At 71.5% G+C, this 13,997-nt stretch carries 13 protein-coding genes; 2 read left to right on the top strand and 11 right to left on the bottom strand.

Going from position 1 to position 13,997, the window contains the following annotated elements; translation table 11 throughout:
* Nucleotides 1-29: 29 nt before the first annotated feature.
* The 6 genes from rplS to ACZ470_RS30855 all read right to left on the bottom strand — a co-directional run bounded on the left by rplS (nucleotide 30) and on the right by ACZ470_RS30855 (nucleotide 3,651).
* Nucleotides 30-380 (bottom strand): 50S ribosomal protein L19, encoded by a 351-nt coding sequence (gene rplS / locus ACZ470_RS30880; protein WP_142192901.1) that lies wholly within the window; start codon nucleotides 378-380, stop codon nucleotides 30-32.
* 133 nt (nucleotides 381-513) lie between these two features.
* Nucleotides 514-1,347, bottom strand: a complete 834-nt coding sequence (trmD, locus tag ACZ470_RS30875) for a tRNA (guanosine(37)-N1)-methyltransferase TrmD (protein ID WP_468432677.1) — start codon at nucleotides 1,345-1,347, stop codon at nucleotides 514-516.
* A complete protein-coding gene (rimM, locus tag ACZ470_RS30870) occupies nucleotides 1,347-1,898 on the bottom strand; it encodes a ribosome maturation factor RimM (RefSeq protein WP_468432501.1) in 552 nt (183 codons plus the stop codon). Before rimM ends, trmD begins: the two co-directional genes overlap by 1 nt.
* 83 nt (nucleotides 1,899-1,981) lie before the next feature.
* Nucleotides 1,982-2,221 carry an RNA-binding protein gene (locus ACZ470_RS30865; RefSeq protein WP_003973401.1) on the bottom strand — a complete coding sequence of 80 codons (240 nt, stop codon included), beginning with the start codon at nucleotides 2,219-2,221 and terminating at the stop codon, nucleotides 1,982-1,984.
* A 2-nt stretch (nucleotides 2,222-2,223) separates the two neighbouring features.
* On the bottom strand, nucleotides 2,224-2,643 hold the full coding sequence (gene rpsP, locus ACZ470_RS30860; protein WP_468432500.1) for a 30S ribosomal protein S16: 420 nt from the start codon (nucleotides 2,641-2,643) through the stop codon (nucleotides 2,224-2,226).
* Between the two features lie 408 nt (nucleotides 2,644-3,051).
* On the bottom strand, nucleotides 3,052-3,651 hold the full coding sequence (locus ACZ470_RS30855) for a hypothetical protein (RefSeq protein WP_468432498.1): 600 nt from the start codon (nucleotides 3,649-3,651) through the stop codon (nucleotides 3,052-3,054).
* A gap of 596 nt (nucleotides 3,652-4,247) precedes the next feature.
* On the opposite strand from ACZ470_RS30855, the gene ACZ470_RS30850 reads away from it, so the two are divergent.
* A complete protein-coding gene (locus tag ACZ470_RS30850; protein ID WP_468432496.1) occupies nucleotides 4,248-5,105 on the top strand; it encodes a methyltransferase domain-containing protein in 858 nt (285 codons plus the stop codon).
* Nucleotides 5,106-5,178: 73 nt separating this feature from the next.
* Here ACZ470_RS30850 and ffh read toward each other — a convergent pair whose 3' ends face one another.
* The 5 genes from ffh to nsdA all read right to left on the bottom strand — a co-directional run bounded on the left by ffh (nucleotide 5,179) and on the right by nsdA (nucleotide 12,804).
* The gene (gene ffh, locus ACZ470_RS30845; RefSeq protein WP_468432494.1) at nucleotides 5,179-6,729 is read right to left on the bottom strand and encodes a signal recognition particle protein; all 1,551 of its coding nucleotides are present in this window, start codon (nucleotides 6,727-6,729) and stop codon (nucleotides 5,179-5,181) included.
* Nucleotides 6,730-6,812: 83 nt separating this feature from the next.
* Complete coding sequence (locus ACZ470_RS30840; RefSeq protein ID WP_468432493.1) at nucleotides 6,813-9,239, bottom strand: [protein-PII] uridylyltransferase; 2,427 nt, start codon at nucleotides 9,237-9,239, stop codon at nucleotides 6,813-6,815.
* Between the two features lie 44 nt (nucleotides 9,240-9,283).
* The gene (locus tag ACZ470_RS30835; protein ID WP_030231663.1) at nucleotides 9,284-9,622 is read right to left on the bottom strand and encodes a P-II family nitrogen regulator; all 339 of its coding nucleotides are present in this window, start codon (nucleotides 9,620-9,622) and stop codon (nucleotides 9,284-9,286) included.
* Nucleotides 9,619-10,959 carry an ammonium transporter gene (locus tag ACZ470_RS30830; protein ID WP_468432492.1) on the bottom strand — a complete coding sequence of 447 codons (1,341 nt, stop codon included), beginning with the start codon at nucleotides 10,957-10,959 and terminating at the stop codon, nucleotides 9,619-9,621. The genes ACZ470_RS30835 and ACZ470_RS30830 overlap by 4 nt, the downstream gene beginning before the upstream one ends.
* 348 nt (nucleotides 10,960-11,307) lie before the next feature.
* Nucleotides 11,308-12,804, bottom strand: coding sequence for a transcriptional repressor NsdA (gene nsdA, locus ACZ470_RS30825; protein ID WP_468432490.1), 1,497 nt, complete (start codon nucleotides 12,802-12,804; stop codon nucleotides 11,308-11,310).
* Between the two features lie 446 nt (nucleotides 12,805-13,250).
* Here nsdA and ACZ470_RS30820 point away from each other — a divergent pair, with 446 nt between their 5' ends.
* Nucleotides 13,251-13,916: a bifunctional DNA primase/polymerase gene (locus ACZ470_RS30820; RefSeq protein WP_468432488.1), complete on the top strand. Its 666-nt coding sequence runs from the start codon at nucleotides 13,251-13,253 to the stop codon at nucleotides 13,914-13,916.
* Nucleotides 13,917-13,997 lie beyond the last annotated feature (81 nt).

The raw sequence follows: 13,997 nt of genomic DNA, 5'->3' as shown, positions 1-13,997 counted from the left end.
CCGGCCGCGATGTGACGCCGGTAAAGCGCTCAGTTCTCGCGCTTCTCCTTGATCTTCGCCGCCTTGCCGCGCAGCTCGCGCAGGTAGTACAGCTTGGCGCGGCGGACGTCACCCTTGGTGACGAGCTCGATCTTCTCCACGATCGGGGTGTGCACCGGGAAGGTGCGCTCGACGCCGACGGAGAAGGAGACCTTGCGGACCGTGAAGGTCTCGCGCACGCCGGCACCCTGGCGGCGGATCACCACGCCCTTGAACTGCTGCACACGGGAGCGGTTGCCCTCGATGACGCGCACGTGGACGTTGACGGTGTCGCCGGGGCGGAAGGCCGGGACGTCGGTGCGCAGCGACGCGGAGTCGACGGAGTCGAGCAGGTGAGACATTTCGTCTGCTTTCTTCGCTGATGCCGCAGGTCATCAACGGCACTAGAGGTTCGGAATCAGAGCCGTGCGGTTCGAAGCGGGCGTCGTGTCCCCCTGCGGCAGGGGCGCACGCCGGACGACGCACAACAGCGGCCTATTCTTCCACGCCGTCCGTCCTGCGCCAAAATCGGCCGTACGGCTCTCCGGCGGGGTCCGGTTCCCAGCCCAGGATGGACAGCATCTCGCGGTCCTTCTTGTCGAACGCCTTGGGGTCGCAGCGCTCGATGAGGTCGGGCCGGTTGGCGGTGGTGCGTCGCAGGGCTTCGTCGCGGCGCCAGCGGGCGATCTTCCCGTGGTGGCCGCTGAGCAGCACCTCGGGAATCCCGCGGCCCCGCCACTGCGGCGGCTTGGTGTGGACGGGCCCCTCCAGGAGGTTCGCCATGGCGCCGGGCGCGAAGGAGTCGTCCCGGTGCGACTCGGCGTTGCCGAGGACGCCGGGGAGCAGCCGTGCGACGGCCTCGGTGATGACGAGAACGGCCGCCTCGCCGCCGGCCAGGACGTAGTCGCCGATGGACACCTCGTACACGGGCATCCGGGTGGCGTACTCGTCGACGACCCGGCGGTCGATGCCCTCGTAGCGGGCCGGGGTGAAGATCAGCCAGGGGCGCTCGGAGAGCTGGACGGCCAGTTCCTGGGTGAAGGGGCGGCCGCTGGGGGTGGGGACGATCAGGGCCGGTTCGCGGGAGCCGGTCTCGTAGCCGTTCGCCAGGACCGAGTCGAGCGCGTCTCCCCACGGCTCGGTCTTCATGACCATGCCGGGGCCGCCGCCGTAGGGGGTGTCGTCGACGGTGTTGTGCCGGTCGTACGTCCAGGAGCGCAGGTCGTGCACGTGCACGTTCAGCTGTCCCCGAGTACGTGCCTTGCCGACGAGGGAGACGTTCAGCGGTTCGAGGTACTCGGGGAAGATCGTGACGACGTCGAGCCGCATCACGCCTTGTCCTCCGCGTCCCGCGCGGAGGCGATCTCGGCACGGTCGTCGATCAGTCCCGGCGGCGGGTCGATGACCGCGCGCTGCTCCTCCAGGTCGATCTCGGTGACGATCTCCTCGACGAACGGCACGAACACCTCGGTGCCGTCGGGGCGCTCGACGACGAAGAGGTCCTGGGTGGGCAGGTGCGAGATCTCGGTGATCCGGCCGACCTCCTCGCCGTCCTTGGTGACGACGTCGAGGTCGATCAGCTGGTGGTCGTAGTACTCGTCCTCGCCCTCGGGCAGTTCCTCCGGGTCGACGTCCGCGATCAGGAGGGTGTTGCGCAGGGCCTCTGCGCCGTTGCGGTCGCGGACGCCCTCGAAGCGCAGCAGGAGGCGGCCGCTGTGGACGCGGCCGGTCTCGATGGTGAGCGGCCCGACGGAGGCGGGGTCGGTGGCCAGGACGGCACCGGGCCCGAGCCTCAGCTCCGGCTCGTCGGTGCGGACCTCCACGGTGACCTCGCCCTTGATGCCGTGGGCGCGGCCGATGCGTGCGACTACCAGCTGCACTGTGCTTGATCTCCTGTCATACGACTACGGGCCGGGGACGGCCCAGTGGCCCTCCCCGGCCCGAGCCGGTGCTGCTTCTGGCGTCAGCGGACGTGGTCCACGTCGACGAGGTCGACGCGGACACCGCGACCGCCGATGGCGCCCACGACGGTGCGCAGAGCGCGTGCGGTGCGGCCGTTGCGACCGATCACCTTGCCGAGGTCGTCCGGGTGGACCCGGACCTCGAGCACGCGCCCGCGGCGCAGGTTGCGCGAGGCGACCTGCACATCGTCAGGGTTGTCGACGATGCCCTTCACGAGGTGCTCGAGAGCCTCCTCGAGCATGCTCAGGCCTCGGTCGACGCGGACTCGGCGGCGGCCTCGTCCTTCTTCTCAGCCTTCTTCTTCTGGGTGATCGCCTCACCCTTGCCCTCGTCGTCGCCACCGAGCGCCTCGAAGGCCGGGCGGGCCGACTTCTCGGCCGGCTGGAGCAGCGGAGCCGGGGCGGGCTCGCCCTTGAACTTCTGCCAGTCGCCGGTCTTCTTCAGGATGGCGAGCACGGGCTCGGTCGGCTGGGCGCCGACGCCGAGCCAGTACGCCACGCGCTCGGCGTCGACCTCCATCACCGACGGGTTGTACGTCGGGTGGTACTTGCCGATCTCCTCGATGGCCCGGCCGTCACGGCGGGTACGGGAGTCGGCGACGACGATGCGGTAGTGAGGCGAACGGATCTTGCCCAGACGCTTCAGCTTGATCTTGACTGCCACGGGAGTGGGTTCTCCTGGATTTGACGTGGTTGGGCACGGCGGGATGTGCCGCGTGGGGTTGCGGTACCCGAATGCCCGATGGACGCGTCAGCCGGAGGAGAGAGGGGTCCTGTGCGGCTGTCGAGTACAGCTAGCCATTGTGCCACACCCTGCGGGGCACTCTCGCTGTGGGGGGTGGCACCTGGGCACGACTGAGCGGCACCCGGCGTTGCTGTGGCCGGGTGTGGGTCGCGCGGCCCGGCGCTTGCGGAGTGCCTCCCCCACTCTCGGCTTCGCTCGAGCGGGAGGTACCCCCACCGCCCACCCGTGCCGCCCCAGCGGAACGACCGGCCGCAGCTGCGGGGGTGGGGGTGCCGTCTCGGCGGCGGGACCGGCCGCGGGCCCGGCATCCACGAGATGCCGGGGTCGTCAGCTGGCCGCTGCTACCGGTTCGGGGATTCGGAAGGGCTTGCCGCAGCCGCCGCAGACGATGGGGGCCTGGGCCAGGACCGACGGGACGACGCGGACGTTGCGGCCGCAGTCGCAGACGGCCTTGACACGCACACCGCCCCCGGAGGAGCCGTGCCGTGCGGCCGGGCCGCGGAAGCTGCGCGCGGTGTCGCCCGCCGTCGCCGCGGAGTGGGCCTTCAGGGCGCGCTGGAGGCGCTCCGTCGTCGCGCGGTAGCGGCGCTTCGCCTCGGGAGTGAGCGTGACCAGCGAGAAGCCGCTGCTGGGGTGCGGTTCCTCGGGGTGGTCCAGGCCCAGCTCCTCGGCGATAGCGAGGAATCTGCGGTTGTGGTAACGGCCGGCGCGTGATGTGTCGCGTACGCCGCGCGCGGCGGCGACGCCGTGGACTGCCTCGTGCAGCAGTCGTTCGAAGGAGAGTTCGTGACCGCACGCGGACGACGACTCCCCGATCAGTGACTCGGGCGCGGCAAGATCGGGCAGCTCGGGGTGGTACCGCTGAATGTCGGCCCACGCCTGCGCCAGTTCTGCGGCGAGAACAGGTGGTGTCTGTGTCGTGCTCACGTAATGACAACGAGCCTGGGTGCCTCAGTGTTCCGATTCCGGGGCATCCCAAATAATTTGCACGTACCCGTCAGTTGCCGCTGATGCGTCCTGACGAGTACGGGTGCGCTGATCTGCGGAGAAGCCTCGCAGCTCACCTCAAGGTGGTGCGTAGGCTGACGTACGCCCCCGCGCGTAAGCGGTCTCCGCGCGCCGGTGCGTGTGAGGTCCGCGGATGCGCAAGAGGCGTTTCGGCCGCTCTCACGGTGACACGGAGTCCCGCTCGGCGGGCACGCCACGGGCGCGACGTTACCGGGTCCCTCACCGGCCGTGCGCACCACCCCGCCCGGGCCCGTTCCCGGCCGTCTCCCGGCCCTGCCGACCTTGGCCGGAACCGACGCACGGGTGCCTTCGCCGTGGCGGATCGCGCGGCCCGGCATTACCGGAATGTGAATTCTTGCCACTGGCACGAGCAACTACCAAGCCGGCGCCGCTTTCCACTGGACGACACGTCGAGGGCGGAGTTTCCTGGCATACGGGAGGGAGTGCGGGCGCACCGCACGGGGGCCAGGGATTCGGGCACTGCGGCAACTGTCGGCTGATTGGGGCGCTGACCTATGACACCTACGCTCGTGCGGCAGCACCGGCCTCGTACGGGGGCCGTCCCCCGTGTGGACCCGCGTGCACGCGCGCGTGACTGGTCCGAGATCCAGGAGCGGATGCTCGTACCGCTCTACGAGGCCGTCCACGAGCGGCTGGACGTGGGTCCCGCGACGCGGCTGCTCGGCCTCGGCTGCGGTTCCGGACTGGCCCTGCTGATGGCGGCCTCGCGCGGTGCCGCGGTCACCGGTGTCGACACCTGTGCCGACCGGCTGGACCTCGCGCGGGAGCGGCTGCTGCCCGAGGGGCGGGAGGCGCACGCGCGGAGGGCGGACACCCGGATCGTGCACGGCTCCCCCGCGGACGCCACCCGCGCGGGCACGCCCGCGTACACGGTGGTGACCGCCTTCGAGCCGATCGGCTGTGTCGCGGGGGACGCGGAGCGGCTGGGTGAGCAGCTCGCCGAGGCAGTGCCGCTGGCCGGCCGCGGGGCGGCCGTGGTGCTGGCCGGCTGGGGTCCGCCGGAGCGGTGCGCCACGACGTCCGTGCTGCGGGTGGCCGCCAAGCTGGCGGAGCCGCTGCGCGGCACCGGCACCTGGCGTCCCGCGGACCGCGACGACCTGGAGCGGGCCGCCGAGCGTGCGGGACTGAGGCCGGACGGCTCCGGGCGGGTGGCCTGCCCGTTCGGCTACGCCGACCTGGACAGCGCGGTACGGGGCCTGGGGTCGACCGGGCTGTTCGACCCCGCGATCAAGGCCACGGACCCGGTGCAGGTCGACAAGGAGCTGGCGGAGGCCCTGCATCCGTACCAGCGGCAGGACGGCACCGTGTGGATGCCGAACGTGTTCCGGTACCTCGTCGCCCGCGTTCCCTGAGCGGGACCTCCGGATACGCCGCCGGGGCGCCCCTCGGCTGAGGGACGCCCCGGCGGCACACCGGCGAGCCGGCTCAGCCCATGAACTTCTTGAACTCGTCGGGCAGCTCGAAGTCCTTGCCGCCCTGCTGCGGCAGACCGAAGGCGCTGCCGCCCTCGGCGGCGGCCGCGCGGCGCGCGGCCTCCTCCTGCTCCTGCTGCTTGCGCTTCATCGGGTTGCCGGAGCGCTGCTTGCCCTTGGCCTGCTTCTGCTTCTTCTTCGTCCGGCCGGGGCCGCCGCCCATGCCCGGCATCCCGGGCATCCCCGGCATGCCACCGCCCTGAGCCATGCGGGACATCATCTTCCGGGCCTCGAAGAACCGCTCGACCAGGCCCTTCACCGCGCTGACCTCGACACCGGAACCCTTGGCGATACGGGCCCGGCGCGAGCCGTTGATGATCGTCGGGTCCTGGCGCTCGCCCGGGGTCATCGACTTGATGATCGCGGCGGTGCGGTCGACGTCCCGCTCGTCGAGATTGTTGATCTGGTCCTTGATCTGGCCCATGCCCGGGAGCATGCCGAGCAGCTTGGAGATGCTGCCCATCTTCCGGACCTGCTCCATCTGGGCCAGGAAGTCGTCCAGGGTGAATTCCTGGCCCTTCTTCGACGCCAGCTTGGAGGCCATCTTCTCGGCCTCTTCCTGGCTGAACGTCTTCTCCGCCTGCTCGATCAGGGTGAGCAGGTCACCCATGTCGAGGATGCGGGAGGCCATGCGGTCCGGGTGGAAGGCGTCGAAGTCGTCGAGCTTCTCACCGTTGGACGCGAACATGATCGGCTTGCCGGTGATCTGCCGGATCGACAGGGCCGCACCACCGCGCGCGTCGCCGTCGAGCTTGGAGAGCACCACGCCGTCGAAGCCGACGCCGTCGCGGAACGCCTCGGCGGTGTTGACGGCGTCCTGACCGATCATGGCGTCGACGACGAACAGGATCTCGTCGGGCGAGACCGCGTCCCGGATGTCCGCGGCCTGCTGCATCATCTCCTGGTCGATGCCCAGGCGGCCGGCAGTGTCCACGATGACGATGTCGTGGACCTTGGTCCGCGCGAAGTCGATGGAGTCCTTGGCGACCTTCACCGGGTCGCCCACGCCGTTGCCCGGCTCGGGCGCGTAGACGGCCACGCCGGCGCGCTCGGCGACGACGCTCAGCTGGTTGACCGCGTTCGGGCGCTGGAGGTCGGCGGCGACCAGCACCGGCGAGTGGCCCTGCTCCTTGAGCCAGCGGCCGAGCTTGCCCGCGAGGGTCGTCTTACCGGCACCCTGGAGACCGGCCAGCATGATCACGGTGGGGGGCTGCTTGGCGAAGCGCAGCCGGCGGGTCTCGCCGCCCAGGATCGTGACGAGCTCGTCGTTCACGATCTTGAGGACTTGCTGGGCGGGGTTCAGCGCCTTGGAGACCTCGGCGCCGAGCGACCTTTCCTTCACGTTCTTGATGAAGGCCCGGACGACGGGCAGGGCCACGTCCGCCTCAAGGAGGGCGATGCGGATCTCACGCGCCGTGGCGTCGATGTCCGCTTCGCTCAGCCGGCCTTTTCCGCGGAGGTTTTTGAAGGTCGCGCTGAGGCGGTCGGAGAGAGTATCGAACACGGCGGCGTCGGTCCTCGGAGTCGGAGACAGGCTAGGGAATCGCCCTCCAGGGTATCCCGGCGCGACGGTACGCCGGAGTGTCCTCACCCACGCAACGTCTCCTCCAGTTTCCGCGCCACCGCGACCGCCTCCTCGCCGGGCAGCGGCACGCCGTCGGGGCCAGTGACGTAGAAGGCGTCCACGGCGTTCGCGCCCAGGGTGGAGACGTGCGCGCTGCGCACCCGTACGGCCGCGTCCTCCAGCGCCTGGCCGATCCGGAACAGCAGTCCGGGTGCGTCCTGGGCCCGGACCTCTATCACGGTGGCGTGCCGGGAGGCGGCCGGTGCGACCGTCACGCGCGGGGGCGGTGCGACCACGCCCCGGCGGCGCGGATAGGCGGCGTCCCGCTCTGCGAGGCGGCCGGCGATGTCCAGGGTGCCGTCGAGGGCGCGTACGAGGTCCGCGCGGAGCCGGGTGGCCTGGGGCAGCGAGCCGTATTCGGCCGCCACCCGCCAGTCCAGCAGCAGCACGGAGCCGTCCACTCCGTCCGGGAGGTCCACCGCGCGCAGCTCGGCGGCCCGTACGGTCAGCCGGTGCATGGCGAGTACCCCGGCCACCGCGGGCAGCACGCCCTCCTGGTCGGGGACGGCGATGCGCAGTTCCACGCCGAGCGGCTCGGGGTCGCCGGAGGGCTCGGTGGGCGGTTCGGCCCGGGCCCACAGGGACAGCACCGGCGCGCCCGTGGCGACCGCCTCGAGGGCGAGGCGCTCCTGCTCGGCGGTGGGCGCGGCCTCCTCGGGGCCGGCCGGGACCTCCCCGGACAGCACGGCGGAGACCCGTTCGACCAGATCGGAGACGAGTGAGGCGCGCCACGAGGACCAGGCGGCCGGTCCGGTGGCGAGGGCGTCCGCCTCGGTGAGGGCGTGCAGCAGTTCGAGGGTGCCCTGGGCGCCGACGGCGTCGGCGACCGCGCGCACGGTGGCCGGGTCGTCCAGGTCGCGCCGGGTGGCGGTGTCGACGAGCAGCAGATGGTGGCGTACGAGGGTGGCGATCACCGTGACGTCGTGCTGGTCGAAGCCGATCCGGGCGGCCACGTCCCTGGCGATGACCTCGCCGGCCACCGAGTGGTCGCCGGGCCAGCCCTTGCCGATGTCGTGCAGCAGCGCGGAGACCAGCAGCAGGTCGGGGCGGCTGACCCGGCGGGTGAACGCGGAGGCGCGCACGGCGGTCTCGATGAGGTGCCGGTCGACGGTCCAGATGTGCACGGCGTTGCGCTGCGGGCGGCAGCGCACCCGCTCCCAGTCGGGCAGCAACAGGCTGACCAGGCCCTCCGCCTCCAGCGCCTCCCAGACCTCGACGGTGGGGCGGCCGGAGCCCAGCAGGGTGACGAGCTGTTCGCGGGCCTCGGCGGGCCAGGGCGCGGGCAGGGGGCGTACGCCGGCCGCCATCCGCCGTACGGCGTGCAGGGAGAGCGGGAGCCCGGCCTGCGCGGCGGCGGCAGCGGCGCGCAGCGGGAGTACGGGGTCGCGGTCGGGGCGCGCGGTGCGGGCGAGCACCACTTCGCCGTCCTGTTCCACGACCCCCTCGGCCAGCGGGGAGCGCTCGGGGGCGGGTTTTCCGCCGCCGAGCATGGCGCGCAGCCGGGGCCGCACCGCGCGGGAACGCAGCACGCGTCCCACCTCACGCCAGGTGACGTCACCTGCGTAGGCGATCACCCGCGCGGCCTCATAGACCTGCCGCAGCAACACGTCCGCGTCGAGCAGGCCCAGCTCGGCCGCGACCTGGTCCTGCTCCTGGAGTGCGAGCCGGTCGGTGGCGCGGCCGGTCGTCAGGTGCAGGGCGTCCCGTACGTCGAGGAGCCGGCGGCGGGCGTCGGCGAGGCCCTCGCGCGGGGCGTCGGCGAGCCAGGAGGCGGCGACGGCGCGCAGGGCGGTGGCGTCCCGCAGTCCGCCGCGGGCCTCCTTGAGGTCGGGTTCCAGGAGGTACTGCAACTCGCCCTGGCGTTCGGCGCGTTCCTCACACAGCTCGCGCAGGGCGGGGAGACGTTTCGGCGCCTGGTTGCGCCAGTCGGCGAGCACCGCCGTGCGCAGGGCGGTGGTGAGGCCGAGGTCGCCGGCGATGTGCCGGGCGTCCAGCAGTCCGAGCTGGACCTTGAGGTCCTCGCCCGCGGTCCTGCGGGCCTCCGCCGGAGTGCGGACGGAGTGGTCCAGGGCGAGACCGAGGTCCCAGACGGGGTACCAGAGGCGGTCCGCGAGGGCGGCGACCGCCTGCGGGTCGCCGCCGTCGTGCAGCAGGAGCAGGTCGAGGTCGCTGCGCGGGGACAGTTCCGCCCGCCCGTAGCCGCCGACCGCGATCAGGGACACCCCGCGGGCCCCCTGGGCGCCCGCCGCGAACAGTCCGCCGAGCCAGTCGTCCGTGAGGTCCGCCAGGGCGGCACGGCGCGGCGGCCCGGACCGCGCCTCCTCGGTGAGAAGGTGCAGCCGGGCCGCCGCGTAGCCGCTGGGTCCCGAGTCCTCTGCCTCGTTGTGCATGTCCGTCCCCGTCACCCAGCGACTCCCGTTCCGTTCGTCTGCCGTCAGAGTGCGTCCGGCCCGCGTTCGCCGGTCCGCACCCGTACGGCCGTCTCGACCGGGATCGACCAGACCTTGCCGTCACCGATCTTGCCGGTGCGGGCGGCCTTGACCACGACGTCGATCAACTGCTCGGCGTCGTCGTCCTCGACCAGCACCTCGATACGGATCTTGGGCACCAGGTCGACGGTGTACTCGGCACCGCGGTAGACCTCGGTGTGGCCGCGCTGGCGGCCGTAGCCGCTGGCCTCGGTGACCGTCAGACCGTGCACTCCGAAGGCCTGGAGGGCCTCCTTGATCTCGTCGAGCCGGTGCGGCTTCACGACGGCGGTGATGAGCTTCATGCGTCCACCTTCTTGCTCTCGGCCGGGGCGACGGGGGCGGTGGCGGCGGTGCGGGCCGCGCCGCCGCCGGCGCCGCTGAAGTCGTATGCGGTCTCGGCGTGCTCGGCCTGGTCGATGCCGGCCACCTCGTCGTCCTCGGAGACTCGCATACCGATGGTCTTGTCGAGGAGGAAGGCCAGGATCGCGGAGACGACCAGGGAGTAGGCGAGGACGCCGAAGACACCGGCGCACTGCTTCCAGAACTGGTCGAGGCCGCCGCCGTAGAAGAGGCCCGCGACGTCGGACTGGCCCTTGCCGGTGGCGAAGAAGCCGATGAGCAGGGAGCCGAGGATGCCGCCGACGAGGTGGACGCCGACGACGTCGAGGGAGTCGTCGTAGCCGAACTTGTACTTCAGGCCGACGGCCATGGCGCACAGCACACCGGCGATGAGGCCGACGGCGATCGCGCCGAGCGGGGAGACCGCGCCGCCCGCCGGGGTGATCGCGACCAGGCCGGAGACCGCGCCGGAGGCGGCGCCGAGCGTGGTGAACGCGCCGTGCCGGATCTTCTCGTAGGCGAGCCAGCCGAGGACCGCGGCGGCGGTGGCGACCTGGGTGTTGACGAACATCAGCGCGCCGACGCCGTCGTCGTTGCCGAGCCAGGAACCGGCGTTGAAGCCGAACCAGCCGAACCACAGCAGACCGGCGCCGAGCATGACCAGCGGGAGGCTGTGCGGGCGCATCGGGTCCTTCTTGAAGCCGACGCGCTTGCCGATCACCAGGATCACACCGAGCGCGGCGGCACCGGCGTTGATGTGCACGGCCGTACCGCCGGCGAAGTCGATGACGCCGAGCTCGAAGGCCCAGCCGCCGGCGCCCCAGACCCAGTGCGCGACCGGGAAGTAGACGACCGTGGCCCACAGGGCGATGAACAGCGCCCAGGCGGTGAACTTCACGCGGTCGGCGAGGGCGCCGCTGATCAGCGCGGGGGTGAGGACGGCGAACATCAGCTGGAAGACCAGGAAGACGAAGACCGGGATGGTGTAGCCGTCCCAGAGTTCGGTCAGTCCGATGTTGCTCAGGCCGACCCAGTCGGAGTTCCAGCCGATGACGCTGCCGGAGTCGGTGCCGAACGCCATGGAGAAGCCGTACAGCACCCACAGGACGGTGACGATTCCCAGGCTGATGAAGCTCATCATCAGCATGTTCAGGGTGCTCTTGACGCGGACCATGCCTCCGTAGAAGAAGGCCAGACCCGGGGTCATGAGCATCACCAGGGCGGAACAGATGAGCATGAACCCTGTGTTGGCGGCGGACAGCGTGGGCGCGTCTGCGGCCAGGGTGATGGCTGGTGCCATCGGCGTCTCCTCGTCGTTGGTACGGCCCCGTGCGGGCGAAGCCTTGAGCGGATTGAGGGGTGGGCCGGTTATGCGCCATGAGATTGGCGCAGCGCCGTTTCGGTGGAAGCCCCTCGTTGTTTCGCCGCCGTGACGAAGGCACCCGGCGTGTTACGGGTCGATGAACTGCCGGATCCGGGGCGCGCCGATCGTTATCGTGACGCAACCTTCGGTGTACGGCGGCGAGCCGTGGCCGGGGAGACACACGACCGGCCGCGGTCGGCCTCCGAATGACCTGGCATGGGGGAGCCGAGTCGGGCAGTTCGGGAGGGCCGGCCGCGGCCGGGGTCCAGCGGTTTCTCGGTGGTGTCAGACCGCGTCCGCGGTCTCGGGCAGCTCGATGGCGAGCCGTTCGGTGAGTTCGACGACTTCGGCGAGGTCCCCGAAGTCGCGTACGGCCGTGTCGACCGTCTTTCGGATACGAGTGTTGACGCGCTCGGAACGGACCTTCTTGGCCGCCTTGATGGCGTCGGTGGCGAGAACCGCGCTCTGCTCGGGCTCGCGCTGGAGGAGGTGGACGGTGGCCATGCCGATCAGATTGAGGGCGTAGGAGCGCTGGTGCTCGCCGCCCTCCTGGCCGAACAGCTCCACGGCCCGCCTCATCAGCGGCTCGGCGAGGGAGGCGTAGGTGGGGCTGCGGCCGGCGACATAGGCGAGGTCGCGGTAGGAGTGGGAGTTCTCCGCGTACAGCTCGGCCTCGGAGAAGAAGCGGATCCAGTCGGGGTCCGGCTCGTCCCACTCGTCGGCCTCGGCGAAGGTGTCCTCGGCCATCCGGACCGCCCGCTTGCAGCGGCCGGGCTGTCCCATGTTGGCGTAGGCGCGGGCCTCCATCGCATACAGCATGGACTGGGTGCGCGGGCTCGCGCAGTCCCGGCTGCCGTACTGCGCGAGGTGGATCAGTTCCAGGGCGTCCTCGGGCCGGCCGAGGTGGATCATCTGCCGGCTCATGCTGGACAGCACGTACGAGCCGAGCGGCCGGTCGCCGGCCTCCTTGGCGGAGTGCAGGGCGAGGACGAAGTACTTCTGCGCGGTGGGCTGGAGCCCGACGTCGTAAGACATCCAGCCGGCCAGTTCGGCGAGTTCGGCGGCGACCTTGAACAGCCGTCGGGTGGTGGCCTCGGGCTGGGGCTCCTGGAGCAGGTCGGTCACCTCGTGCAGCTGTCCGACGACCGCCTTGCGGCGCAGGCCGCCGCCGCACTGGGCGTCCCACTGCCGGAACATCACGGTGGTGGTCTCCAGCAGGTCCAGCTCCGGCTTGGAGAGCCGGCCGCGGGCACGCGCGGAGGAGGACGTCTGGTCCGCCTCGGCCCGGGACAGCGGGGCGGACGGGGCGGGGACGAGCCAGCGCTGCATCGGTTCGATGAGGGACGGGCCCGCCGAGAGGGCCAGCGAGCTCCCGAGGAAGCCGCGCCGCGCCAGCATCAGGTCGCTGCGCGAGAACTCGCTGAGCAGGGCCACGGTCTGCGGGCCCGTCCAGGGCAGGTCGACGCCGGTCGCGGAGGGTGCCGGCCGGTTGGTGCGCAGGCCCAGGTCCTCCACGGAGACGACGACACCGAAGCGTTCGGAGAACAGTTCGGACAGGATTCTGGGGATCGGCTCCCGCGGGTTCTCACCGTCCAGCCAGCGGCGTACGCGCGAGGTGTCGGTGGAGATGTGGTTGGCACCCAACTGGCGTGCTCTGCGGTTGACTTGGCGGGCGAGCTCGCCCTTGGACCAGCCGCTGCGGACGAACCAGGAGGCGAGCAGCTCGTTCGGGCGCTTCTCCGCGCTCGCAGCGTTCGTCCCGCCACCGCCGTTGCCGCTCACTGGAACGCCCCCATCCCTGAAGACCACTTGTCGCCGAGTGCGCCAAGCCCTATCAGAATGCCGGTTGTCGGGGCCGCTCGTCCGTCGGTTGCCACGCTTTGGACGGAAAGCCGAGTTGCCTCCGGCATACCCACGAGTGCATGTGCCCCAAGAAGCCGTGCACACAAAGTAACCCTACGATCACCCGTCTCACCATGGCGGAACCGCAATCGCCACCATTCGCCACCCCTTCGAATGAACTCACCGTTGCCATCACGCGATTCACTTGACACGGGACAGCCAAAAGTGGATGCAGCGATGCACTTGAGGGCGCGCATCGCCGGGCTCACCACCCCGGGCGCTTCCAGGCGCTGGTTGAGCGAGGCGGCACCGGGAAGCCCGAAACAGAGAGTCACAGACCGCGTTCGCAACGTAACCACCGGTACGTCGGACCCGTTGGAGGGGGCATGGGCTTCACGATCGGCATCAGCCGCGGCATCCGTGACATCCGGTCCGGCTCGCGTCGCCGGAGCCGCGCGTCGGACGGCACCGCCGTGGCGGAGTACACCGGCCTGTGGGGCTGGGACGTGGTGCCGGGCGTCCGAGCCGCCGCGGGGGCCTGCTCCTGCGGCCGGTCCGGCTGCCGGGCACCGGGCGCCCATCCGCTGGACACGGCGCCGGTGATCCGCGCGGGGTCCCCGCTGGACGAGGTGACCGCGCTCTGGTCCGAGTTCCCGGGGGCCTCGATCATGCTGCCGGTCGGACGGGCCTTCGATGTGATCGAGGTCGCCGAACCCGCCGGACGCCACGCCCTGGCCCGCCTGGAGCGCATGGGCCTGCCGGTCGGCCCGGTCGCCGTCACCCCCGACGGCCGCGCCCAGTTCCTGGTCGCCCCCGGTGCCGCCACCGCCCTGCCCGATCTGCTGTACCGCATGGGCTGGGACGACCCGGCCGCCCTGGACCTGCGCGGCCTCGGACCCGGTACGCACATCACGGCACCGCCGTCCGACCGGGGCGGCCTGGGCCCGGTGCGCTGGCTCCGCTCCCCCGCCCTGGACTCCCCCTCCGGCCCCCCGGAAGCCCGCCTACTCCTCGGCACCCTGGCCTACGTCGCCCACCGCTCAGCCACGTAGCCCCGAGGCACGCTCCCCCCCCCCCCCCCCCGAGCGCGGGGGGGGGGGGGGGGGGGAGGGGGGGGGGGGGGGGGGGGGAAC

This window comes from Streptomyces sp. NPDC031111 (assembly GCF_055570675.1).
Note: the sequence above shows the minus strand (reverse complement) of the source record. Positions and strands in the feature narration are given on the sequence as shown.